Origin of the sequence: Catellatospora aurea, assembly GCF_042663325.1 — a bacterium.
GTDB classification, from domain to species: Bacteria; Actinomycetota; Actinomycetes; order Mycobacteriales; family Micromonosporaceae; genus Catellatospora; species Catellatospora aurea.
Genome location: NZ_JBHTAC010000001.1, coordinates 236,380 through 259,892, shown reverse-complemented (window position 1 = coordinate 259,892; position 23,513 = coordinate 236,380). Strand labels below are relative to the sequence as shown.

The 23,513-nt window shown below is 71.6% G+C and carries 20 protein-coding genes and 1 riboswitch; of the genes, 12 read left to right on the top strand and 8 right to left on the bottom strand.

The features are described from left to right. Window positions 1-165: 165 nt before the first annotated feature. The 6 genes from ACFQO7_RS01240 (at window position 166) to ACFQO7_RS01215 (ending at window position 5,700) form a co-directional block, all read left to right on the top strand. Window positions 166-804, top strand: coding sequence for a maleylpyruvate isomerase N-terminal domain-containing protein (locus ACFQO7_RS01240; RefSeq protein ID WP_376804582.1), 639 nt, complete (start codon window positions 166-168; stop codon window positions 802-804). Window positions 805-827: 23 nt separating this feature from the next. Then, window positions 828-1,226 (top strand): GntR family transcriptional regulator, encoded by a 399-nt coding sequence (locus ACFQO7_RS01235; RefSeq protein ID WP_376804581.1) that lies wholly within the window; start codon window positions 828-830, stop codon window positions 1,224-1,226. Window positions 1,227-1,273: 47 nt separating this feature from the next. Then, on the top strand, window positions 1,274-1,615 hold the full coding sequence (locus ACFQO7_RS01230; protein WP_376804580.1) for a YciI family protein: 342 nt from the start codon (window positions 1,274-1,276) through the stop codon (window positions 1,613-1,615). A 174-nt stretch (window positions 1,616-1,789) separates the two neighbouring features. Continuing rightward, entirely contained in the window at window positions 1,790-3,607 is a 1,818-nt protein-coding gene (locus ACFQO7_RS01225; protein WP_376804579.1) for a glycoside hydrolase family 15 protein, read from the top strand. 65 nt (window positions 3,608-3,672) lie between these two features. After that, window positions 3,673-3,763, top strand: a riboswitch (ZMP/ZTP riboswitch). Between the two features lie 29 nt (window positions 3,764-3,792). Further along, complete coding sequence (locus ACFQO7_RS01220) at window positions 3,793-5,226, top strand: glycine hydroxymethyltransferase (RefSeq protein ID WP_376804703.1); 1,434 nt, start codon at window positions 3,793-3,795, stop codon at window positions 5,224-5,226. A gap of 102 nt (window positions 5,227-5,328) precedes the next feature. Further along, complete coding sequence (locus tag ACFQO7_RS01215; RefSeq protein ID WP_376804578.1) at window positions 5,329-5,700, top strand: hypothetical protein; 372 nt, start codon at window positions 5,329-5,331, stop codon at window positions 5,698-5,700. A 65-nt stretch (window positions 5,701-5,765) separates the two neighbouring features. Here ACFQO7_RS01215 and ACFQO7_RS01210 read toward each other — a convergent pair whose 3' ends face one another. The 3 genes from ACFQO7_RS01210 to ACFQO7_RS01200 form a co-directional block, all read right to left on the bottom strand. Beyond that, complete coding sequence (locus ACFQO7_RS01210; protein WP_376804577.1) at window positions 5,766-8,540, bottom strand: PQQ-dependent sugar dehydrogenase; 2,775 nt, start codon at window positions 8,538-8,540, stop codon at window positions 5,766-5,768. Window positions 8,541-8,727: 187 nt separating this feature from the next. After that, window positions 8,728-9,417: a hypothetical protein gene (locus tag ACFQO7_RS01205; protein WP_376804576.1), complete on the bottom strand. Its 690-nt coding sequence runs from the start codon at window positions 9,415-9,417 to the stop codon at window positions 8,728-8,730. Continuing rightward, window positions 9,414-10,028: an RNA polymerase sigma factor gene (locus ACFQO7_RS01200; protein ID WP_376804575.1), complete on the bottom strand. Its 615-nt coding sequence runs from the start codon at window positions 10,026-10,028 to the stop codon at window positions 9,414-9,416. Before ACFQO7_RS01200 ends, ACFQO7_RS01205 begins: the two co-directional genes overlap by 4 nt. Window positions 10,029-10,232: 204 nt before the next feature. Here ACFQO7_RS01200 and ACFQO7_RS01195 point away from each other — a divergent pair, with 204 nt between their 5' ends. The 3 genes from ACFQO7_RS01195 (at window position 10,233) to ACFQO7_RS01185 (ending at window position 14,069) form a co-directional block, all read left to right on the top strand. Then, a complete protein-coding gene (locus ACFQO7_RS01195; RefSeq protein WP_376804574.1) occupies window positions 10,233-10,622 on the top strand; it encodes a hypothetical protein in 390 nt (129 codons plus the stop codon). 2 nt (window positions 10,623-10,624) lie between these two features. Further along, the gene (locus ACFQO7_RS01190; RefSeq protein ID WP_376804573.1) at window positions 10,625-12,757 is read left to right on the top strand and encodes a bifunctional polysaccharide deacetylase/glycosyltransferase family 2 protein; all 2,133 of its coding nucleotides are present in this window, start codon (window positions 10,625-10,627) and stop codon (window positions 12,755-12,757) included. Between the two features lie 214 nt (window positions 12,758-12,971). Beyond that, a complete protein-coding gene (locus ACFQO7_RS01185) occupies window positions 12,972-14,069 on the top strand; it encodes a glycoside hydrolase family 18 protein (protein WP_376804572.1) in 1,098 nt (365 codons plus the stop codon). Window positions 14,070-14,154: 85 nt separating this feature from the next. On the opposite strand, the gene ACFQO7_RS01180 is transcribed toward ACFQO7_RS01185, so the two are convergent. Beyond that, entirely contained in the window at window positions 14,155-15,105 is a 951-nt protein-coding gene (locus ACFQO7_RS01180) for a zinc metalloprotease (RefSeq protein WP_376804571.1), read from the bottom strand. A gap of 507 nt (window positions 15,106-15,612) precedes the next feature. Here ACFQO7_RS01180 and ligD point away from each other — a divergent pair. Beyond that, entirely contained in the window at window positions 15,613-17,052 is a 1,440-nt protein-coding gene (ligD, locus tag ACFQO7_RS01175) for a non-homologous end-joining DNA ligase (RefSeq protein WP_376804570.1), read from the top strand. 95 nt (window positions 17,053-17,147) lie between these two features. Here the strand turns inward: ligD and ACFQO7_RS01170 are convergent, their stop codons facing one another. Further along, window positions 17,148-17,681 (bottom strand): EF-hand domain-containing protein, encoded by a 534-nt coding sequence (locus ACFQO7_RS01170; protein WP_191841069.1) that lies wholly within the window; start codon window positions 17,679-17,681, stop codon window positions 17,148-17,150. 210 nt (window positions 17,682-17,891) lie between these two features. On the opposite strand from ACFQO7_RS01170, the gene ACFQO7_RS01165 reads away from it, so the two are divergent. Continuing rightward, window positions 17,892-19,271 carry an NAD(P)/FAD-dependent oxidoreductase gene (locus tag ACFQO7_RS01165; RefSeq protein ID WP_376804569.1) on the top strand — a complete coding sequence of 460 codons (1,380 nt, stop codon included), beginning with the start codon at window positions 17,892-17,894 and terminating at the stop codon, window positions 19,269-19,271. Window positions 19,272-19,346: 75 nt separating this feature from the next. Here ACFQO7_RS01165 and ACFQO7_RS01160 read toward each other — a convergent pair whose 3' ends face one another. From ACFQO7_RS01160 to ACFQO7_RS01150, 3 genes are all read right to left on the bottom strand, one after another. Beyond that, a complete protein-coding gene (locus ACFQO7_RS01160) occupies window positions 19,347-20,795 on the bottom strand; it encodes an MFS transporter (protein ID WP_376804568.1) in 1,449 nt (482 codons plus the stop codon). A gap of 83 nt (window positions 20,796-20,878) precedes the next feature. Beyond that, complete coding sequence (locus tag ACFQO7_RS01155) at window positions 20,879-21,358, bottom strand: MarR family winged helix-turn-helix transcriptional regulator (RefSeq protein WP_376804567.1); 480 nt, start codon at window positions 21,356-21,358, stop codon at window positions 20,879-20,881. 35 nt (window positions 21,359-21,393) lie between these two features. Beyond that, window positions 21,394-22,065 carry an adenylate kinase family protein gene (locus ACFQO7_RS01150; protein WP_376804566.1) on the bottom strand — a complete coding sequence of 224 codons (672 nt, stop codon included), beginning with the start codon at window positions 22,063-22,065 and terminating at the stop codon, window positions 21,394-21,396. Between the two features lie 80 nt (window positions 22,066-22,145). On the opposite strand from ACFQO7_RS01150, the gene ACFQO7_RS01145 reads away from it, so the two are divergent. Further along, window positions 22,146-23,507: an FAD-binding oxidoreductase gene (locus ACFQO7_RS01145; protein ID WP_376804565.1), complete on the top strand. Its 1,362-nt coding sequence runs from the start codon at window positions 22,146-22,148 to the stop codon at window positions 23,505-23,507. Window positions 23,508-23,513 lie beyond the last annotated feature (6 nt).

Sequence of the window (23,513 nt, the reverse complement as noted above, 5' to 3'; positions counted from 1 at the left end):
TCGGCGGTCCGGGTCAATCATCAAGAACGGTCATTCCGCGAGCGGGATACGGCGGCGTACGTCCCACGGTCAGTGCGTGCGGCCCGGCGGTCCCGCCGCCCGGTGCCCGGATCGATCGCGGGTTAGGGTGTTCGGCGGAGACGGCGAGCGGCCCGGGAGGCACGGATGAGCGCGGTACGCGAGGCATACCTACGGGCCGCCGCGTCGGCCGCGGCCCTGGTCGGCGACCCTGCCGTCGCGGCGGCCTGGGCGAAGCCGAGCGCGCTGGAGGCTTTCACCGTCGCCGGGCTGGCGGGGCACCTCGCCTCGCAGGTGGTGAACGTGCCACGGGTGCTGGCCGCGCCCGCCCCGGACGGGCCGCCGGTCGCCCTCGCCGACCACTACAGCCGGGTTACCTGGATCGACGCCCCGATCGACGCAGAGACCAACGTGCGGGTCCGCCAGGGCGGCGAGGCGCTCGCCGAGGCCGGTCCGCGCGAGCTGGCGCAGCAGACCGATCGCGCGGTGTCCGAGCTGCGCACGCTGCTCGCCGAGGAGCACGTCGACCGCCTGGTCAGCCCGCCTGCCGGGCCGTGGGCGATGCGGCTGGACGACTTCCTGGTCACCCGGCTGATGGAGATCACCGTGCACTCCGACGACCTGGCGTACAGCGTCGGTGTGCCCACCCCCGACCAGCCGCGCGAGGTGCTCGACCCGGTGCTCGCGCTGCTGAGCGAGCTCGCGGTGCGCCGCCACGGGCAGGCCGCGGTGATCCGCGCGCTGACCCGGGCCGAGCGCGCCCCGGCGAACATCTCCGCGTTCTGACCGCGCGACCAGGAGAGCGTCCGATGCGACTGGAGATCGACACCGACAGCGCCGTGCCGCCGTACGAGCAGGTGCGGGCGGGCATCGCCACGCAGATCGCCGAGGGGACGCTGGCCCCGGGCGCGCACCTGCCGACGATCCGGCAGCTCGCCGCGGACGTCGGCCTGGCCGTGAACACCGTGGCTCGCGCCTACCGGGAGCTGGAGGCCGCGGGCCTGGTGGTGAGCCGGGTCCGGCACGGCACCACGGTCGCCGAGCGCCGCCCCGACCTGCCGCCCGCCGAGGCGATGGCCCGGCTCGACGAGGCCGCGCGGGGCTACCGCGCCGCGGCCCGCGCGCTCGGGGCCAGCCTGGACGGCGCGATCCAGGCACTGCGCCGGGTCGAGGCGGAGCAACCGTCGCCCGACCGCACCCGCGCCTGACCCCGTCCGCTGCGGGGCGGGTCCGGCGGCCGGGCACACTGTGCCGCATGGAACTTGAGTCCTTCGAGCTGGTCATGCTGCGCCGCCCGGCGAATCCGCCCGAGTACGACGACGTGGAGTCCGCGCGCATCCAGGCGGAGCACCTGGCGTACCTGTCCGGGCTGCGCGCGTCGGGCCACGTGGTCACCAACGGCCCGGTGATCGAGCCTGCCGACGAGTCGCTGCGCGGCCTGGTCTTCTTCCGCACCGGCTCGCTGGACGAGGCCCGCCGCCTGGCCGAGCAGGACCCGGCGGTCCGCGCCGGCCGCCTCGTGGCCGACGTGATGACCTGGTGGTGCCCGCCCGGCACGATGGCCGCCCCCGGCCGGACGATCACCCTGCCCGACTGACCAGCGCTCGATCCCGCTCAAGATCGCTCGACTTGCCAGGCGGGTGGCGAATGGCTGCTCAAGATACGCACCGGTGCCAGGCAATTCGAGCGATCTCGACGCGGCGGCGGGGGCGGCCCGGGCCTGTGCGGGCTAAGTGCGGTGGGTGGGGCATACCGGTCATATGCTGGCGGTGTGGGGGACGGGGGAACCGACGGCCGCTACCTGGCGATCGCCGATCACGGGCTGATCGGCGACATGCGCAGCGTGGCGCTGGTGGGCGTGAACGGGACCATCGACTGGTACTGCTGCCCGCGGTTCGACTCGCCGAGCGTCTTCGGCGCGCTGCTGGACGCCGACCGCGGCGGTCGGTTCGAGCTGGCCGCCGCCGTCCCGGCGCAGACCAAGCAGTTCTACTTCCCGGACACCAACGTCCTGATCACCCGCTTCTACGCCTACGACGGGGTGGGAGAGATCCAGGACTTCATGCCGATCGTCGGCGACCCCACCGAGGCGGACCGGCACCGGCTGATCCGGCGCGTGATCTGCGTACGCGGCAAGCTGCCCTTCACCGCGCTGGTCGCGCCCCGGTTCGACTACGGCCGCCGGGCGCACACGCTGCGGCGCGAGGGCGACCGGGTGCTGTTCAGCTGCGACGTGCTGACGTTGGCCCTGACCAGCAGTGTCGAGGTCGCCATCGAGGACGGCGACGCGCGGGCGGAGTTCACCCTCGGCGAGGGCGAGACGGCCGTGTTCGCGCTGGACCGGGTCTCCGACCGGGTGCAGCCCCGGTCGTGCCCGCTGGCCGAGGCGGAGGAGCAGTTCACGCAGACCGTGCGCTACTGGCGGCACTGGCTGTCGACCTCGCACTACCGGGGTCGGTGGCGGGAGATGGTGAACCGCTCCGTGCTGACGCTGAAGCTGCTGACGTACGCGCCGACGGGGGCGATCGTCGCGGCCGCCACGACGAGCCTGCCGGAGCAGATCGGCGGGGAGCGCAACTGGGACTACCGCTACGTGTGGATCCGCGACGCCGCGTTCTGCCTGTACGGGATGCTGCGGCTCGGCTTCACCGAGGAGGCGGCGGCGTTCATGGACTTCCTGGACCGCCACGTGGCGCTGCGCGGCGACGGACCAGACGGCCCGCTGCAGATCATGTACGGCATCGACGGCCGCACCGAGCTGCCCGAGGAGGAGCTGCCGCACCTGGAGGGATACCGCTGCTCGGGTCCGGTGCGCATCGGCAACAACGCGGTGGGCCAGCTGCAACTGGACATCTACGGCGCCTTGATCGACTCGATCTACCTGTACGACAAGTGGGCGCACCCGATCTCCAGCGACCGCTGGGAGGAGGTGACCGGGCTGGTCGACTGGGTGTGCGGCAACTGGGACCGGCCCGACGAGGGCATCTGGGAGACCCGAGGCGGCCGCCGGAACTTCCTCTACTCGCGGCTGATGTGCTGGGTGGCCATCGAACGGGCGATCCGCATGGCCACGCACCGCGGCCTGCCGGCGAACCTGCCCCACTGGCGGCAGACCCGCGACGACATCTACCACCAGATCATGCGCAAGGGCTTCTCGTCGGACCGGCAGGCGTTCGTGCAGCACGAGGATGCCGAGGTGCTGGACGCGGCGCTGCTGATGATGCCGATGGCGAAGTTCGTCTCGCCGACCGACCCCAAGTGGCTGTCCACCCTGGACGCCCTCGCCGAGGACCTGGTCTCCGACTCCCTGGTCTACCGCTACGACCCCGCGGTCAGCCCCGACGGCCTGCGCGGCGTGGAAGGCACCTTCTCCATGTGCTCCTTCTGGTACGTCGAGGCCCTGTCCCGCGCCGGCCGCCTCGACGAGGCCCGCCTGGCCTTCGAGAAGATGCTCACCTACGCCAATCACGTCGGCCTGTTCGCCGAGCAGATCGGCAAGACGGGAGAGCAGCTCGGCAACTTCCCCCAGGCCTTCACCCACCTCTCCCTCATCTCCGCCGCCTACAACCTCGACCGCGCCCTCGGCTGACCGCCCGCCATGTGGGCGGGGACGGTGCGGCGGCAGGCGCGGACCGGGCCGGGTTGTTAGGCTGGGGACTGGGCCGTGACTGGCGCGCTGGGATGGGTCACCATCGGGGAGCGGCTCCGTCATCGTGACGCTGTGCCGTGCGCCTGGGCCTCTTCCGTATCGTCCAGGAGGTCCGCATGTCTGACGTGTCCCTGTCCAGCGAGTCTCTGGCCTACCGCCACGCGCTGGATGCCATCCGTGCCGTCGAGCCGGCCGTCGCCGCGGCGATCGGCGCGGAGCTGCACGACCAGCGCGAGTCGCTCAAGTTGATCGCCAGCGAGAACTACGCCTCGCCCGCGACGCTGCTGGCCATGGGCAACTGGTTCAGCGACAAGTACGCCGAGGGCACCGTCGGCCGGCGTTTCTACGCCGGCTGCAAGAACGTCGACACGGTCGAGGCGCTGGCCGCCGAGCACGCCCGAGAGCTGTTCGGCGCGCAGCACGCGTACGTGCAGCCGCACTCGGGCATCGACGCCAACCTGGTCGCCTTCTGGGCCGTGCTCGCCCAGCGGGTGGAGAGCCCGGCGCTGGCCAAGGCGCAGGCCCGCCACGTCAACGACCTCAACGAGGCCGACTGGGCGGCACTGCGCCGCGAGCTGGGCGACCAGCGCATGCTGGGCATGTCCCTGGACGCGGGCGGCCACCTCACGCACGGCTTCCGCCCGAACATCTCCGGCAAGATGTTCGAGCAGCGCAGCTACGGCACCGACCCGGCGACGGGCCTGGTCGACTACGACGCGCTGGCCAAGTCGGCGCGCGAGTTCCGGCCGCTGATCATCGTCGCGGGCTACTCGGCGTACCCGCGGCTGGTGAACTTCCGGATCATGCGGGAGATCGCCGACGAGGTCGGCGCGACCCTGATGGTCGACATGGCGCACTTCGCGGGCCTGGTCGCGGGCAAGGTGCTGACCGGCGACTTCGACCCGATCCCGCACGCGCAGATCGTCACCACCACCACGCACAAGTCGCTGCGCGGCCCGCGCGGCGGCATGGTGCTGTGCCAGTCCGAGCTGGCCGAGCAGGTCGACCGCGGCTGCCCGATGGTGCTCGGCGGCCCGCTGCCGCACGTCATGGCGGCCAAGGCGGTTGCGCTGGCCGAGGCCCGCCGGCCGGAGTTCCGCGACTACGCCCAGCGCATCGTCGACAACGCCAACGCGCTGGCCGAGGGTCTGCTGCGGCGCGGCGCGAAGCTGGTCACCGGCGGCACCGACAACCACCTGGTGCTGCTGGACGTGTCGTCGTACGGCATCACCGGCCGCCAGGCCGAGTCGGCGCTGCTCGACTCGAACATCGTCACCAACCGCAACGCGGTGCCGCAGGACGCGAACGGCGCCTGGTACACCTCCGGCATCCGGCTGGGCACGCCCGCGCTGACCACGCGCGGCCTGGGCACGGCCGAGATGGACCAGATCGCCGAGCTGATCCACACCGTGCTGGCGGGCACCACCCAGGGCACCACGAACGGCAAGCCGTCCAAGGCCGCGTACGTGCTGGCCGACGGCGTCGCCGACCGGGTCGCCGGGCAGACCACCGACCTGCTCAAGGGCTTCCCGCTCTACCCGACGATCGACCTGGGCTGATCATCGCGAAAGGCGCGGGGGCTACCCCGCGCTTTTCCATGCCCGCCGGCGGCGGGCTCCTGACGGTGCGCGGCGCTGGCGCGAGACGTCTACATTGACCCGATGGAGTCAATGATCCTTCTCTTCGTCGTGCTGGCGTTCATCGTCCTGGTCGTGGCCGGGATCGCCGCCGCGGTCATCGCGGCGACGCGCGGCGCGAACCGGGGGCAGGCAAGCAAGCGCCGTCCCGGTGGGTACCACGGCCCCGTGCACACCTCGTCCGGCGACCCGGTGTGGACCGACGAGCACACCTGGCAGCACAACGTCGGCAGCGGCGGTTCGTCGAGCGACTCGGGCAGCGGCTGGTCGAGTGGCGGCTCCGACTCCGGTAGCGGCGGCGGCTGGTCCGGCGGCGGCGCCGATTCGAGCGGCAGTTCGTTCGGCGGCGGTGGCGGCGGCAGCGATTCGAGCAGCAGCAGTAGCAGCAGTTCCTGATCGGGTACGCGGAAAGGCCCCGTCCCGCCTCGCGGCGGGAACGGGGCCTTCGTCCTTCGGGAGCGTCAGCGCTTGGCGGGCGCCCCGCCGACCTTGTCGACCGCGATCAGCGAGAACTTGTCGTTGACGTCCGCGCCGACGAAGGTGACGTCACCTGCCTTGTAGTAGCGGCAGATGCCCACGTCGAGCACGACCGGCTTGGTGCCGTGCTCGCAGGCGACCGCCCGGTGCCCCGGGGCGACCTGCAGCGAGCTGATGTTGTCGTTGCCGGCCCCGTCGAGGTCGCCGCGCGACGCCTCGAAGATGCCCAGGCCCAGGCCGGACTTGCCGCCCTTGAAGGCCTGGTCGGCGTACGCGGTGGCGTTCGCGCCCTTGACCGGCTCACCCGAGACGAGCAGCAGCGAGATGTTCTCGTCCAGGTCGGTGCCGGTCAGCGTGTGCTCGCCCGGCGGGAACGACCGGCAGCGGCCCAAGGTGGCCACGCCGGTCCCGGTGCTGCCGTCACCGGCGCAGGCCACGGCCCGGTAGCCGGGCTCCAGGCGCAGCGAGGTGATCGCGTTGTCGCCGACCTCGGCCAGCTCGCCGCGGGTGCCCTCGTACACCCCGGTCTCGAAGCTCTGGCTCTTGCCCTTGGCCTTGGCCTCCGAGAACACGGTCAGCGGCGGCCCGACGACGCCGATCAGCGAGATCTTGTCGTTGAGCGCGCCGACGGTGGCGTGCTCGCCGCTGCCGAGGATGCGGCAGACGCCGAGGGCGCCGCCCGCGGCGGAGCGGTCCTTGTCGCAGGCGATCAGCCGGTATCCCGCGCCGACCTTCAGCGAGCTGATCGAGGTGTTCTCGCCGCCGGTGAGCTCGCCCGCGACCGACTCGTGCATGCCCGCGCCGAGCGGCTGGGCCGTGCCCTTGAGGCCGGTCTCGCCGTAGCCGAGCACGCCCTTGCCCTCGACCGGGCCGCCGAAGACGGCCAGCGACGAGAGCTTGTCGTTGAAGTCGCCGAGCGAGCCGTGCTCGCCGGGCCCGAAGTAGCGGCAGCTGCCCAGGTCGGGCGCGGTCGCCGGGCTGTCGCAGGCGACGACCCGGTAGCCGCCGGCCACCCGCAGGGAGCTGGCGGTGTTGTCCTTGACCTTGCCGAACGCGGTGGCGTCGAAGATCCCGGTGCCCAGGCCCTTCGGGTCGCCCTTGAAGCCGCTGTCGGAGTACAGCGTCACCGGCGAGCCGGTGTCCTTGCGCACGTAGCGCACCCGCAGGATCTTCGCGCCGGAGTCGGTGGCGTCGCCGATCTTCGTGTACAGCGTGGTGAAGTAGAGGCCGTCCGGCCCCGGGGCCATGCCGCCGACGCTGGTCTTGCCGCTGCCGGTGTACTCGATCAGGGTCTTCGGGTCGTCGACGGAGCCGTCCTCGTTGAACGAGAACTCGACGATCTTCTTACCGCGCCGCTGCGGGCCGCTGGCGTACGTCGGGCCGCTCAGCGACACGAACGCGTTGTTGTACTTCTCCTGCGGGAATCCCGCCGCGTGGTAGACGCTCGGCTCGGTGAACGTGATGCCGACCGGACCCTGGGTCTCCTTCCAGTTGTAGAGGGCGTTCTTGGTCAGGCCGCTCGCGCCGCCGGTCCAGTGGTAGCGCCCGCCCTTGGTGATCCGGGCGAACCGGTCGTTGACCGAGGGCCCGTTCTCCACGGAGTAGTGCTGGCCGTCGGCCTGCCGCCACGCGCCGCCGAACGGGTTGCGCAGCCCGTACGCCCAGATGTAGTCCTTGGCCTGGAACTTGCCCGTGCCCTTGTAGAACGGGTTGTCGCTGGGTGCGGTGCCGTCCAGGTTCATCCGCAGCACCTTGCCGCGGAACGAGTCCATGTCCTCGGCGGTGTCGGCGATGAAGCCGTCGCCCATGTGCACGTAGAGCTTGCCGTCCGGGCCGATGGTCAGGTTCGAGATCTGGTGCGAGGTCGACTGCTCCTCGCCCGGCGCCTTGAAGATCGTGGTCTTGGTGGCGGCGGTCAGGCCGCCGTCCTCGCTGTGGAAGCGAACGATCTTGGGCAGCAGGTCGCCGTCGTCCTTGTACAGCATCGACACGAACAGGTCGCCGGTCTTCGGCTCGATCACGATGCCGGTCACGCCCATCTCGCCGGTGCCCGGGAACTGGGCGCTCGGGTCGAAGTCGAGCAGGTCGTCGGCGTACGTGTGCTTCTTGAAGTCGCCGGTGACGACGCGCACGCGGCCGTACAGCTCGGTGACGTAGAACAGCGGTTTCGTCAGATCGCCCGAGAAGTTCGGGACCATCGCGATGTTCACCGGCAGCGCCAGGTCGCCGGTGACCTCCTCGACCACGAAGCCGGGCTGGTGGATCTTCCAGTCGCCCGCGCCGGGCAGCGGCTTGCGCTCGACGTCGGTCTTGAACGGCCGGGTGGAGTACGCGCTCCACGCGCCGCTCGCGTCGCGGTGCCGCACCCGCAGCGTGTAGTTCTTGTCCGGGATCAGGTCCTTGCGGCCGGTGAACGAGTTCTCGAACACCCCGTCGCCCAGGTGCACGTGCACCCGGCCGGTGCCGCTGGCGCAGGAGTCGAACCAGACCCGCTCGCCGGAGCCGGCGTTGCCGGCCCAGATCTCCCAGTCGGTGCACAGGTGGGCGTCGCCGGCGTCGTTGTTCTGCATCGCCCGTGTCTCCATGTGCACGTCGGCGGCGCTGAGCAGTCGGTTGTCCTTCTCCGGTTCGGTGATGAGCGGGGCCGCGGGACCCGCGGCGCGGGCGGCGACCGGGGCCGGGGCGGCCGCGGTGCCGAACATCAGGACGGCCGACAGCAGCGAAGTGCCGAGCGCGCCTGCTCTCCATCCGTTATTCATGCTGGATATGCCTCCTGAAATGTCAACAAATGCGACAAACCAGGTCAGGCTACCTATAGCGCAGGGTGGTATAAAGCGCACGCGCCGAGCGGGACGTCGATGGACATGCGATGGGACCAGCAGGGGTGCGTCCTGCTGGTCCCACTCAGATAGCGCCGGGCGTCGCCGCCATGTCACGCGCCCGCCGTCAGCTGTCCTTCGTCTTCCTCGCCGATGGGGCGGGATGGGCCTTGCTCGGCTTCGGCGAGGGCCCGTTGCCGGGATTGGCGGTGGGGCGGCCCGCGTTCGCTGCGGTCAGCGCGGTGCAGTAGTCCGTCAGGTCCTGCCCGGCCGCGGCCGCGACCAGCGGGGCGTAGGTCGGGCTGTCCGTGGCCTTCGGCTTGTCCTTGTCGGCCGTGGCCAGGAACGAGCGGCACAGTCCGTGCACGTTCGCCGGGGCCGACACCGAGGCTGAGGGCAGTGCCGACGGCGAGCCGCTCGGCGTCGGCGAGGCGCCCTGGCCCGGGGTGCCGCCCGGCCGGGAGCCCGACGGCGACGCCGGTGACTGCGGGCCGATCGGGAACGGGTTGGGCAGCACACCCGAGTGGGCCGCGAACGCGACCCCGCCGACCGTCAGCGCGGCGACGATCGCTCCGACCTTGAGCGCGACGGCCCGCCGCAGCGTGCGGCCCTTGCGCGCCACCGGCTGCGGATACGCGGCGCGGAACGCGGCCATGACGGCGGGTGCCCCGGCGAGTTCCTCGGAACGGCCGGGAGCGGCGGCACGGGCCAGCAGATCACCGACCGGTCCCTGGTCGGCGACCTGGCTGCGGGCACCGTCGAGCAGCCGCTCGCTCGCGCCGGGGTCGAGACCGCCGGCCGTGGAAAACTCGCTCATGTCACCTCGTTGAGCGTCGGGTCCGCGCCGGGCGTCACTGTTCCGCGACTGTGACGCTCGACACCCAGCACCTCGGCGAGCCGGCGCAGACCGCGGTGTGCGGCCATGCGCACCGCGCCCGCCCGCTTGCCGAGCACGTCGGCGGCGGACTGGGCGTCCAGGCCCATCACCGCCCGCAGCAGCACCGCCTCGGCCTGGTCGGCGGGCAGCGAGGCGATGAGCGAGAGCGCGCCGTCGGTCGTCATCAGCTGCTCGGCCGAGGCCGCGGTGTCGTCGGCGGCGGGCAGGTCCGCCATCGCCTCGACTGGGAACGGCACCGACGGGCGGCGCTGATGGTGGCGCAGGTGGTCCATGGCCCGGTGCCGGCCCACGGTCGCCGCCCAGCGCCGGAAACCGGCCTCGTCGCCACGGAACGTATGCAGGTCGCGCACGATCTGCAGCCAGGTCTCGGAGGCGACGTCCTCGGCGTCCGAGCCGACGAGCATCCGCAGGTAACGCAGCAGCCCCGGCTGAACCGCGAGGTAGAGCGCGTTGAACGCCGCCTCGTCACCGTGCCGGGCCGCATCCACGGCCGCCGTCAGATCGGCGGCATGGGGTCGCAGCTCGGTCACCGGCAGCTCCCCCTCCCACGCGTCCCTGAGCGCTTGATTGTGCACACATCCCTCCCGCATGTGCGAACCGGCTGCCCCCCGTCCGGAGATACGCGTCACTCGGTGTGACGTTCGGTGGGTGTACGGCGCTCTACCCGGTGGCGCATGTCGTGCGCGGTGGCAGGCCTCCTCGGGAGGCGACGGGCTAGGTCAGGGCTGTAGGGGATGAGCAGAAGAAAAGGCGCGAACCGGCCGGTTTTCGTGGACCGTACGGGTCGCAGGCGGCGTCTGTTCACCGTGCTGGCCGCCGGCGGCGGGGTGGCGCTCACCCTGATGCTGGCCATCGTGGTGGCGGGCTTCTTCGGGGTGGAAGGGGCAGGTCTGCCTGGTCTGCCCCAGTTGTTGCCCGACCGGCCCGCGGCCGAGGAGTCGGCCGAACCGGCTCCGGCCGCCTCCACGCCGGAGCCGCGGCCGCAGCCTGCCACGGCGCCGTCCCCGTCCGTGTCGCCGACGAAGACCACCGGGAAGCCGAGCACCGCGCCCAGTGCCGCGCCGTCCACCCGCGGTAACCGGCCCACCGACCGGCCGCACCCGACCCAGTCGAAGAAGAACTGACGATGTCGCGACACGCGAGGCGCGGTGTGCCCCAGCGCCGCGAGCCCAAGGCGCACTGGCTGCTGCTGGCGCTGTCCCTGGCGCTCGCCCTGGCCGGGCTGTGCCTGAACGGATACGTCGAGCACGTCGGCGCGGAGGGCAGCGGCCCGCACCCGGTCAGCGACGAGCGCCCCGCCCCCGACGAGGTGGTCGGCGGCGGCCCGGTGCAGCGTCTGGCCGCCGACGGCACGGTGACCACCCGGGCGATGCCGGCGAAGACGATCGCGCTCACCTTCGACGACGGCCCCGATCCGCGCTGGACACCGGCGATCCTCGACGTGCTGCGCCGCCACGACGCGGCCGGCACCTTCTTCGCCGTCGGCGCGCAGGTCAACCGGCACCCCGACATCGCCCGGCAGATCGTCGACAGCGGCAGCGAGGTCGCCGCGCACACCTTCACCCACCTCGACCTGACCGCCGCGCCCGGCTGGCAGCGCACTGCCGAGACGACGCTGACCGGCAACGCCATCGCCGCCGCGACCGGCCTGCGCCCGACGCTGATGCGCCCGCCCTACTCGGCGACCCCGGACGCGGTGACCGTGCCCGCGTACGAGGCGATGCGGCAGGCCGCCGACGAGGGATACCTCACCGTGCTGGCCGACCTCGACACGAAGGACTGGAGCCGGCCGGGCGTCGACGCGATCGTCGCGGCGGCCACGCCCGACGGCGGCGCGGGCGCGATCGTGATGATGCACGACGCCGGCGGCGACCGCTCGCAGACCGTCGCCGCCCTGGAGATCCTCATCCCGAGGCTGCAGGAGCAGGGCTACCGCTTCACCACCGTGTCGCAGGCCATGGATCTGCCGGCCACCCCCGCCGCGGCCGGCGGGCAGCGGGTGCGCGGGCACGCCCTGCGCTTCGCGCAGCTCGGCGCGGGCTGGCTGGCCGGCGCGATGACCTGGCTCATGCTCGCCGCGGTGGTGCTCGCCGTGCTGCGGCTGATCGTGCAGGTGTGGTGCGCCCGCGTGCACGTGCGCCGGGTGCGCAAGCAGTCCCGCAAGCGCAAGCGGTACGTCGGCGCGGTGTCGGTGATCGTGCCCGCCTACAACGAGTCGGCCAACATCGAGGCGACCGTGCGCTCCCTGATCGGCAGCGACTACCCGAACGTCGAGGTCATCGTCGTCGACGACGGCTCCAGCGACGGCACCGCCGAGCTGGTGCGCCGCCTGCGGCTGCCGAACGTGTACGTCGTGGAGCAGGAGAACGCCGGCAAGCCGACGGCACTGAACACCGGCGTCATGTTCGCCCGCGGCGACATCCTGGTGATGGTCGACGGCGACACGGTGTTCGAGCCCGACGCGATCGGCGAGCTGGTGCAGCCGCTCGCCGATCCGTTCGTCGGCGCGGTGTCCGGCAACACGAAGGTGGCCAACCGCGGCGGGCTGCTGGGCCGCTGGCAGCACCTGGAGTACGTGATCGGCTTCAACCTCGACCGCCGCATGTTCGACATCCTGCAGTGCATGCCGACCGTGCCCGGGGCGATCGGCGCGTTCCGCCGCGAGGCGGTCGTCGACGTCGGCGGCGTGTCCACGCAGACACTGGCCGAGGACACCGACTTCACCATGGCGATCATCCGAGCCGGCTGGCGGGTCGTGTACGCGCCCGACGCCATCGCCTGGACCGAGGCCCCCGCCTCGCTGCGCCAGCTGTGGCGGCAGCGCTACCGCTGGTGCTACGGCACCATGCAGGCCATGTGGAAGCACCGCCGGGCGCTGACCGAGCGCGGGGCGTCGGGCCGGCTGGGCCGCCGCGGCCTGTCCTACCTGACGCTGTTCCAGGTGCTGCTGCCGCTGTCCGCGCCGATGGTCGACGTCTACGGCGTGTACGGCGCGATCTTCCTGCCACCGACGCAGGTCGCGGCGGTGTGGCTGGGCTTCACGATGGTCCAGGTGCTGACCGCGGCGTACGCGCTCAAACTCGACGGGGAACGCTACGGCCCGCTGTGGAGCCTGCCCCTGCAGCAGATCGTGTACCGGCAGCTGATGTACCTCGTGGTCATCCAGTCCACCGTCATGGCGCTGGTCGGCGACCGGCTGCGCTGGCACCGCATGGCCCGCACCGGCGCCGCCACCGCCCACGCCCGCACCAACGCCTGACCCGCCGCCTCCTTGCGTTGATCGTTCGACTTGCCAGGCACCTGTGCGTATCTTGACCCCGCATTCGCCCACCTGCCCGGCAAGTCGAACGATCGCGGTGCGTTGCGTCCCCGCGCTGACCGCGACGCACTGAGTGACGTATCGGCATTCGTTGACGCCTTAACGGTGAACCTTGTTTCCGGTTTCTGTTCGGGCACCAACGACGGAGGTCCTCATGAGACGCCTTGTGCTGCTCCTCGCCGTGCTGATCGGGCTGGCGGGCCCGCTGCCGGCGGCGGCCGCGCCCCCACCCGCGCAGTTGGCCGCGGCGGCCACCCCGATCCAGATCTACGGGGCCTGGCACTGCAGCAACGACGCCTGCCTGTGGGCGACGCCGCGGTCCGTGGCCGAGTTCGACAGCCAGAACCATTGGCTCGTCGACCGCGGCGACGGCCGACCGTCGGTCAACCTGGTCGTGCTCAGCTTCGTGAACCCGCTGAAGCTGCTGAACCAGACCACCGACGCGGCCACGCTCAACGGTGTGCCTCGCGGCATGACGCAGGAGATCGTCAACCACTTCACCTCGCGCGGTATCCGGGTGATGTTCTCCATCGGGGGCATCACGTACACCGACGACTGGGATGCCGCGCTCGCCGCGAACGGCGCCCTGCTCGGCCAGCGCGCCGCCGCCGTGGCGACGCAGTTCGGGGTCGGCATCGAGATCGACTACGAGCAGAACAGCAGCCCGAACGTCGCCGCGCTGCAGAACTTCATCACGGCGTACCGGGCGGTCCACCCGTACGACGCGAGCGGCGCGAATCCGCGGGCGCGGCTGACCATCGACGTGGCCGCGGGCGACCGCTGGCTGATCGCCCTCAACCAGAAGGCGACGGCCGACTGGCTGCGCACCGACAACCCGGTGCTGGACTGGGCCAACGCGATGGTGCCGGCCCGTCAGCCGTCGGCGTCCACGGCGCAGGCCAACTGGCAGGAGCACATCGACGGCAAGCCGCAGTACAACCCGCCGGTGCCGCCGTTGGCCCCGGCGAAGTTCACCGGCGGCCTCTACATCGCCGAGGGCAGCAAGGTCCGCCCGGAGTGCACCGACTACGCGAACTCGGTGCAGAAGGCCACGGCGCCGTACGTGCAGTCGGTCGCGCCCAACGGCGCGGGCACCACGGCGGGCATGCTGGGCTTCATGTTCTGGGCCGCGGAGAAACCGTCGACCCGGGGGATCGGCACCGCCCCGCCGAACACCTGCGAGGGCGGCATGGGTGTCGGCGCGACCAGCCTGAACATCCCCGTGCCGATGCCGGCGCTGCGGCAGAGCTGACGGACACCGGGTCCCGGCACCCACCTGTCGCCGGGACCCGGAGAACAACGGCGGGGCCCGGCGCGTGCCGGGCCCCGCCTCGTCGTCACGCGCGGTACGCGTTCCAGGCGTCGAGCATGCGGGTCGCCTGGCCCGCGGTGAACTCGTACATGCAGGAGTCGTCGGTGTAGTCCATGAAGTTGTGGATCGGGTCCAGGCCCGGCTTGCTCTTGCAGGTGTCCAGGTTGGTCGGGCACCCGAAGGCGGCGGTCTTCTCCGCCGGGGTGTCGGCGACCTGATCGCCCTGGCCGTTACAGCCGCCCTGGAAGGTGTGGTACAGGTTCAGCCAGTGGCCGATCTCGTGGGTGGCCGTGTCGCCCAGGTTGTACGGGCTGGCGTTGCCGCCGGGCAGTGACTCGGCGAGGATCACCGCGCCGTCGTACGAGGTGATGTTCGACTGGGGGAAGGTGGCCCAGCCGAGCAGGTCCTGGCTGAGCAGGCCGGTGTAGATGTTCAGCGTGCCGTCGCCGCCGACGCGCAGCGCAGCCTTCATCGCCTTCTCCGCGTTGGAGTTGTAGACGATCGGGTACCAGGCCGCGTTGGTGACCCGGTTGATCGACTGCAGCTGGAACGCGAACGCCGTGGCCGCACCGCCGGTGCCACCGGAGTAAGCCTGGTTGAGCACGTTGATCTGGTTGTTGATCATCGAGTCCGGGATGTTGCCGTTGGCCCGGGTGCCGTCCTCGGAGATCACGTGTACGACCACCGGGATGGTGACCGTGGCCGCCGCGGCCGCGGCGGCCGTGCCCGCGCGGGCCTTGCCCTTGGCCTTGAGCGCGGCTTCGAGGGCCTTCTCGTTGGCGGCCACCTGCTCGGTGGTCAGCTCGTTGGGGTCTTGCTTGGCGGAACCGCCCGGCTTGGCCTTCGCCGCGGCGGCCGGCTCCACACACGCCGGCGCGGGCGCCGCGGCCACACCGACCGCCGCCCCTCCGGTGAGCGTGGACGCCGCGACGAGCGCGGTCAGTCCGAGTGTGCTGAGGGAGCGCCTCAGGTCCATCGATTCACCTCTCCTGCCCCTGGCGCGGTGGGGTTGTCCGCGCCGTTCCCATGCATGTGGGAGGGACGCTAGAGATGATCGATGGAGATCGAAATCATGTGTACGGATGGTGGCGCTGTCACGGGCCGTGTCACGGATCCGCCATGATGCTCCGATAGGGATGGACGACCCAGCGTCGTGCATCGCGAAGCCCGTTTCGCGTACGCGGCTCTCCGCGTCGATCATGAACTTATGGCACGGCTCGACGGTGTGTCGCTGCCCCAAGTTCATGATCGACCGCGGCGCATGCGCTGGATGACATGGTGCGGTGTCGGGTCACATCTTTTTTGATGTGGCCACATCAAAAAAGATGTAGCCGCGCACGTGAGCGGTGCCGGCCCGCCCGTGGCGGCGAGGTCACGTGCCAACCGGGCGGCCGCGTGTGCAGGGCGTCTTCGTGTCGGAGAAATGCCGACCGCATGGGCAAACCCGGCCCACGCGGCGACAGTGCCGGGGTAGAACTGCACTGTGGCCGACAAGCTCGCGCCGTACCGGGGGAAGCGGTCGGCGGCGCGTACACCCGAGCCGGTGCCCGAGGCGGGGCCGCTGCCGCGCGGGCACGACGACACCTTCGTCATCCAGGAGCACCACGCCCGCGCGCTGCACTGGGACTTCCGCCTGGAGCACGGTGGCGTGCTCGTCTCCTGGGCCGTGCCCAAGGGCCTGCCTCTGGACCCGAAGGACAACCGCCTCGCGGTCCACACCGAAGATCATCCACTCGAATATGCCGACTTTGCCGGGCACATCCCCGAGGGCGAGTACGGCGGTGGCGAGGTCGCCATCTGGGACCGGGGCACCTACGACCTGGAGAAGTGGAGCGATCGCGAGGTCAAGGTCGTGCTGCACGGGCACCGGGTGCAGGGGCGCTACGTGCTCATCCGTACCAGGGGCACCCAGTGGTTGATGCACCGCATGGACCCGCCGCCGGCCGACCGGACCGCGCCGCCCGACCTGGTCCGGCCCATGATGGCGACGCTGGGGGAGCTGCCGTCGAAGGCGCAGGACGGCCGCTACGGCTACGAGTTGAAGTGGGACGGGGTGCGGGCGGTCGTCTACGTGGAAGGCGGCCGGGTGCGCGCCATGAGCCGCAACGACCTCGACGTCACGGCGGCGTACCCGGAGCTGCGGGCGTTCGGGGAGGCGCTCGGGTCGACGACCGCGGTGTTCGACGGGGAGCTGGTGGCATTCGACAGCTCCGGCCGCATCTCGTTCGGCGCGCTGCAGCCCCGGATGCACGTGCAGGACGCGGCGCGGGTGCGGCGGCTGGCGGCGCGGACGCCGGTCACGTACGTCCTCTTCGACCTGCTGCACCTGGACGGGCGGGACACCACGAAGCTGCCCTACCGGCAGCGGCGCGAGCTGCTGGAGGGTCTGGGTCTGTCGGGGGCGCACTGGGACACGCCGCCGTACACCGAGGGCGGTGGCCGGCGGCTGCTGGAGACCTCGCGCGAGCAGGGTCTGGAGGGCGTCGTCGCGAAGCTGCTGGACTCGGCGTACGAGCCGGGGCGGCGGTCACGGGCGTGGATCAAGGTGAAGAACCTGCGTACGCAGGAGGTGGTCGTCGCGGGGTGGCGGCCGGGGCAGGGCAACCGCGCGGACACGATCGGGGCGCTGCTGCTGGGGATTCCGGAGCCGGCCGGGTTGCGCTACGTCGGCTCGGTCGGCACCGGTTTCACCCGGCAGATGCTCGACGATCTGCGGGTGCGGCTGTCCAAGCTGGAGCGCAAGACTTCGCCGTTCGCGGCGGGGCCGCCGATCCGGGAGGCGCGCGACGCGCACTGGGCGACGCCGAAGCTGGTCGGCGAGGTCCGTTTCACCGAGTGGACCCGCGACGGCCGGCTGCGCCACCCGGCCTGGCGCGGCCTGCGCCCGGACAAGTCCGCGTCCGATGTGGTGCCCGAGTCCTGACGGCCTCATCACCGCAGGTCAGAGCCCTGTGGTGTTAACAGGGCGCCCTTCCTCTACGCATGGCGATAAGAAGGTGCCCTTCCTTCGTGGGCCTGTCAGCGGCCGAGGAGGGGGATGTCGAGGAGGCCGGCGTGGTAGTCGCGGACGGCTTGGGCGAGTTCGTCGATGCTCAGCTGGCCGTCGTGGTTCTCGTCGATCTGGTCGAAGGCTTCCTCGGCGTGGGGCTTGGTGACGCCGATGGCTTCGATCCAGCGGCGGAACTCGGCCGGGTTGACCTGGCCGTCGCCGTCGGTGTCGCACAGGTCGAGGGTGGCGCTGATGGTGGGGCGCAGCACGGTGCTGAAACCGGTGTTGCCCATCAGGATGATCTCGGTCTGCGCGATGCGGTCGAACTGCTTGGCCGACAGCGTGTCCTCGGGGGCCAGGCTCGCCTTGGCGGCCAGGTACTCCCACATCGCCAGGTACGAGTCGAGCACGGCCCGGCCGCGCGGGGACTGCTCGTCCTCGCCGAACGCCGCCACGATGCGCCGGCCCTCGGCCTCGAAGTCCGACCGGTCGACGTGGCCGTTGCCGTCGGTGTCCCACAGCCGGAACCGCCGCGCGAGCCGTTCGCTCCGAACGTCCAACATGTGTCGCACCCCCTGCTCTGCCGGCGCGAGCGCCGATCCGGAACCGAAGGCCGTATGGGAACCGGGTGAGCCACGCGGAACCCGAGGCCTGACAGGACACTACCAAGCGCGGGGAACCTGCGACGGAGCGTTGCCATTCTGTGACAGAGTGTGCGCGGGAGCTGGTCGGGACAGGTTTGCCGAACGCCGTCCCGGGGAATGGAGTCGGCCATGGCCCGGCCTCGCATCGTCATCGTCGGAGCGGGATTCGCGGGCTTCCACGCTGCCCGCAGCCTGTCGCGCAGCTCCCGCGGCCACGCCGACATCACCCTGATCAACCCGGCGGACTACCTGCTCTACGTGCCGCTGCTGCCCGAGGTGATGGCCGGCCTGCTGGAGCCGAGGCGGATCGCGGTCTCGCTCGCCGCGACGCTGCGCCACGTGCGGCAGGTGCCCGGCATGGTCACCACCGTCGACCTGGCGAACCGGCGGCTCGCCTACACAGGTCCCGAGGGCGCGCGCAACGCGCTCGACTACGACCGGCTGCTGCTCACCCCGGGCAGCGTCAACCGCCTGCTGCCCATCCCGGGCGTCGGCATGTACGCCCACGGCCTGCGCGGCATGGCCGAGGCGATGTTCCTGCGCGACCACATCACGCTGCAGGTGGAACTCGCCGCGCAGGCCACCGACCCCGAGGAGCGCCGCGCCCGCTGCACCTTCGTGGTGGTCGGCGCGGGCTACACCGGCACCGAGGTCGCCGCGCACGGGCAGCTGTTCACCGACGCGCTGGCCAGGTCGCTGCCCCGGCTGCGGGAACGGCCCCGCTGGCTGCTGCTGGACACCGCCGAGCGGGTGCTGCCCGAGCTGGATCCGCGGCTGTCGCGCACCGCGGCGCGGGTGCTGGCCCGGCGCGGCGTCGACGTGCGCACGCGCACCTCGGTGCGCCAGGCCGAGGCCGAGGGCGTGCAGCTCACCGACGACTCGTACGTGCCGACGCGCTCGCTGATCTGGTGCGTCGGCGTGCGTCCCGACCCGCTGGTCGACGGCCTCGGGCTGCCGGCGGTGGACGGCCGATTGATCGTCGACGAGTACCTCGCCGTGCCGGGCCACCCGGAGGTGTTCTCCTGCGGCGACGCCGCCGCCGTGCCCGACCTGACCCGCCCCGGCCGGCACACCCCGATGACCGCCCAGCACGCCGTACGGCAGGGCCGGGTCGCCGCCCACAACATCGCCGCCTCCTGCGGGGTCGGCACCCGCAAGCCGTACCGCCACCACGACCTGGGTTTCCTGGTGGACCTCGGCGGCTGGGACGCCGCCGCGAACCCGTTCGGCGTGCCGCTGTCCGGCCTGCCCGCGATGGCCGTCACCCGCGGCTACCACCTGCTCTCGCTGCCCGGCAACCGCGCCCGGGTCGCCGCCGACTGGCTGCTCGACGCGATCCTGCCCACCCCGTCCGTCCGCCTCGGCCTGGTCCCACCCCAGACCGCCGAACTGGACATGGCCTGCGAACCGGTCCCCGACCCCGGCCGCCACGCCGCCCAGCCGTCCCCCCAGATCCCCGCCGGCTTCATTCCCGCACACGACGACCGGCACCCACCCCGCCTGTCGTAGACGTTGGCCTATCTCATCGAATCCCGTTGCCGGATTTTCGATGAGATAGGCCAACGTTGATGAAATCCGCGCGGGTCAGGCGGTGGCGGGCACCGCGGAGTGGCGCCGGGCTGCTCGGCGAGGCTCGCGGAGCAGCGTGTACGCGACCAGGAAGGCGGCGATCATCAGTCCCGCACCGACGGTGTACGCGAGCCGGTAGCCGCCCGTCAGCGCCTCGGCCTGGCTCGCGCCCCCGGCCAGCGCATGCCCGGTGTGGCCCGCGGCCAGCGTGGACAGCACCGCCACGCCGACCGCCATGCCGATCTGCTGCGTGGTGTTGAACAGCCCCGAGGCGAGTCCCGCGTCGTCCGGACCCGCCCCGGACATGCCGAGCGTGGTCAGCGCGGGCAGTGCGAGCCCGAACCCGGCGGCCAGCAGCATGGCGGGCAGCAGGTCGGTGACGTACGACGCGTGCACGGGGATGCGGGCCAGCAGTCCGAGCAGCACGATCAGCAGCGCGAGGCCGGTCAGCAGCACGCGGCGCTCGCCGAAGCGGGTGTTGAGCCGGGCCGAGACGCTTAGCGACACCGCGCCGATGATCAGCGCGGCGGGCAGCATGGCCAGCCCGGTCTCGCCCGCGCCGTAGTCGAGCACCTTCTGCAGGTACAGCGCGGTGATGATCTGGAAGGAGAACAGCGCGGCGACCATCAGCATCTGCACCAGGTTCGCCCCGGCGACGCTGCGCGAGCGCAGGACCCGCGGCGGCATCAGCGGCCGCCGCGCGGTGGCCTGCCGGACCGCGAACCCGGCCAGCAGCAGTACCGCGACCGCGCCGGTGGTCAGGGTCGGCGTCGCCGTCCAGCCGTGCTCCTCGACCTTGACCACGGTGTAGATGCCGACCATCAGGCCCGCGGTGACCAGCAGCGCCCCGATCACGTCGGCTCCGGCGGTCAGGCCGAGTCCGCGGTCGGCGGGCAGCACCGCGACGGCGACCGCGAGGGCGGCCACGCCGATGGGCAGGTTGATGAAGAAGATCCAGTGCCAGTCGAGGGCGTCGGTGAGCACGCCGCCGAGCACCTGGCCGAGCGAGGCCCCGGCCGCGCCGGTGAAGCTGAACACCGCGATCGCCTTGGCCCGCTCCGCCGGGGCCGGGAACAGGTTGACCAGGATGCCCAGGCCGACGGCCGCGGCCATGGCGCTGCCGACGCCCTGCAGGAAGCGGGCGGCGATGAGCAGGGCCGGGGTGTCGGCGATGCCCGCGAGCAGCGACGCTGCCGTGAACACGGCGGTGCCGGCCAGGAAGAGGCGGCGGCGGCCGATGAGGTCGCCGAGCCGCCCGGCCAGCAGCAGCAGGCTGCCGAAGGCGATCAGGTACGCGTTGACGACCCAGCTCAGGCCGGCGGGGGTGAACCCCAGGTCCTGCTGGATCGCGGGCATCGCGACGGTGACGATGCTGCCGTCGAGGACGGTCATCAGCAGCCCGGTCGCGATCACCCCCAGGGCGATCCAGCGCGAGCGGGACGGGGCGGACGTGGACGTGGACATGCGGTCCTCCTGTGGACGGTGCCGTTAGGAGAGACCGTAGCGGATAGTTTTGTTGCAGACAATCTTTTACGGAACCGGATCGGCTACTGGCGGGCCCGCCGGACCGGTGCGGCGGACTCGGCGGGGGCGGCCAGATGGCCCGTGACCAGGCTTTCCAGGGCGCGCAGCAGGGTCTCGCGCTGGGTCGCGGGCAGGGCGGCAAGAGCCTGCTCGTGCACCCGGTCGACGATCTCCTGGCTGCGGGCGGCCATCTTCGCGCCCTCCGGGGTCACCGCGATGATCCGGGCCCGCCGGTCGGTGCTCGACGGGCGGCGCTCGGCCAGGCCCGCCTTCTCCAGCGCGTCGACGGTGACCACCATCGTGGTCTTGTCCATGTCCCCGATCGCGGCGAGCTGGATCTGGGTCCGCTCCTCCTCCAAAGCGTGCACCAGCACGCAGTGCATCCGCGCGGTCAGCCCGATCTCGGCCAGCTCGGCGGCCATCCGGGTACGCAGCACGTGGCTGGTGTGGTCCAGCAGGAAGGACAGGTCGGGGCTGGTGCGGGTGGGCGCCATCGCGGTCATACCCGCCAGTGTACGCCGAATAGATCCGTAGCAGATTATCTGCGCCGGTCAGCCTGCGGTTTGCGTACCGGCTGGGGCAGGCCGAGCTGCTCGCGGATGGCCCGCTGCACCGCGCCCTTGGCCGCCGTGGCGTCCACGCTGATCACCAGCTCCTTGCCGCGGAACAGCTCCAGCGCCGGGTCGGTCTTGGCGTGGTAGTCGGCCAGCCGGGCGGCCAGCGCCTCCTCGGTGTCGTCGGCGCGGGTGACCAGCTCGCCGCCGCACGCGTCGCAGCGGCCCTCGCGGGCCGGGCGGTGCTCGATGAGGTTGTAGTCCATGCCGCAGTTCGAGCACAGCCGCCGGGCCAGCACGCGGCGGCGCACCTCGCTGTCGGGCAGATCCAGGTGGATCACCGCGTCCACGTCGTAGCTCTCCAGGAAGAACTGGGCCTGGCGGCGGTTGCGGGGGAAGCCGTCGAGGATGAAGCCGTAGTTCCAGTCGTGCAGCGCCAGCCGGTCGCGGACCACGGTCTCGGTGGTGCTGTCGTCGACCAGCTCACCGGCGTTCATCGCCCGGCGCACCTGCGCGCCGAGCTTGGTGTGGTACTGCACGTGCCAGCGGTAGACGTCGCCGACGCTGATGTGCACCAGGTCGAAGTCGGCGGCCAGCTGCTTGGCCTGGGTGCCCTTGCCGCTGCCCTGAACGCCCATGATCACGTACTTGCGCACACCTGAAGTCAATCACGGGCGGGTATCGGAGTTGAGTGATTTATGACGCCCGGCACACCGGGCGGCGGTACGTTGCGAGCGTGGGGCCATCCGTTGAGGACCATGCCGGTGCGGTACGTGCGCTGAAGGCGCAGTACCAGGCCCTGCCCCGCACGGAACCGGTGCGGCTGGCCAAGCGCACGTCCAACCTGTTCCGGTTCGGCCGCCCGGAAGCCGGGCCGGGGCTGGACGTCAGCGCGTTCGACTCGGTGATCTACGTGGACGAGACCGAGCGCACCGCCCAGGTGCAGGGCATGGTCACCTATGAGCGGCTGGTCGACGCCACGCTGCGCTTCGGGCTGATGCCGCTGGTCGTGCCACAGCTCAAGACCATCACCATCGGTGGGGCGGTGGCGGGGCTGGGCATCGAGTCGTCGTCGTTCCGCAACGGCCTGCCGCACGAGTCGGTGCTGGAGATGGAGATCCTCACCGGCGACGGGCGGGTGGTCACCGCGCGGCCCGACAACGAGCACGCCGAGCTGTTCCGCGCCTTCCCCAACTCGTACGGCACGCTCGGTTACGCGCTGCGGCTGACCATCGAGCTGGAGCCGGTGCAGCCGTACGTGCGGCTGCGGCACCGGCGCTTCGACAACGCCGCGGCCTGCTTCGCCGCCCTCGACGAGCTGTGCACGTCCGGCCGCGACGGCGACGCGCGGGTCGACTTCCTCGACGGCACCGTCTTCCACGGCCGGCAGATGTATCTGACCATCGGCACGTTCACCGACACCGCGCCGTGGACCAGCGACTACACCGGCCAGGAGGTCTACTACCGGTCGCCGTCCCGGCGGCCCATCGACTACCTCACGGTCCGCGACTACCTGTGGCGCTGGGACACCGACTGGTTCTGGTGCTCGCGGGCGTTCGGCGCGCAGCATCCGCTGGTACGCCGCGTGTGGCCGCGCCGATACCGGCGCTCCGACGTCTACCACCGCATCGTCGCCTTCGACCGCCGCCACGGGCTCAGCGCGCGGCTGGACAAGGTGCGCGGCCGCCCGCCGCAGGAGGCGGTGGTGCAGGACGTCGAGGTGCCGGTGCGCCAGGGCCCGGAGTTCCTGGACTTCTTCCTCGACGAGGTCGGCATCACGCCGGTGTGGCTGTGCCCGCTGCGGCTGCGCGATCCCGTGCCGTGGCCGCTGTACCCGCTCAAGCCCGACGACCTGTACGTCAACTTCGGCTTCTGGTCCAGCGTCGCGCGGCGGCCGGGCCAGGCCGCGGACTTCCACAACCGGCTCATCGAGGCGCGCGTCGACGCGCTCGGCGGGCACAAGTCTCTCTACTCCACGGTGCACTACCCCCGCGAGGAGTTCTGGGAGCTCTACAACGGCCCCGCGTACGCGGCGGTGAAGGGCGAGTACGACCCCGACGGTCGGCTGCCAGACCTGTACGACAAGTGCGTTCGGTGAGGTCGA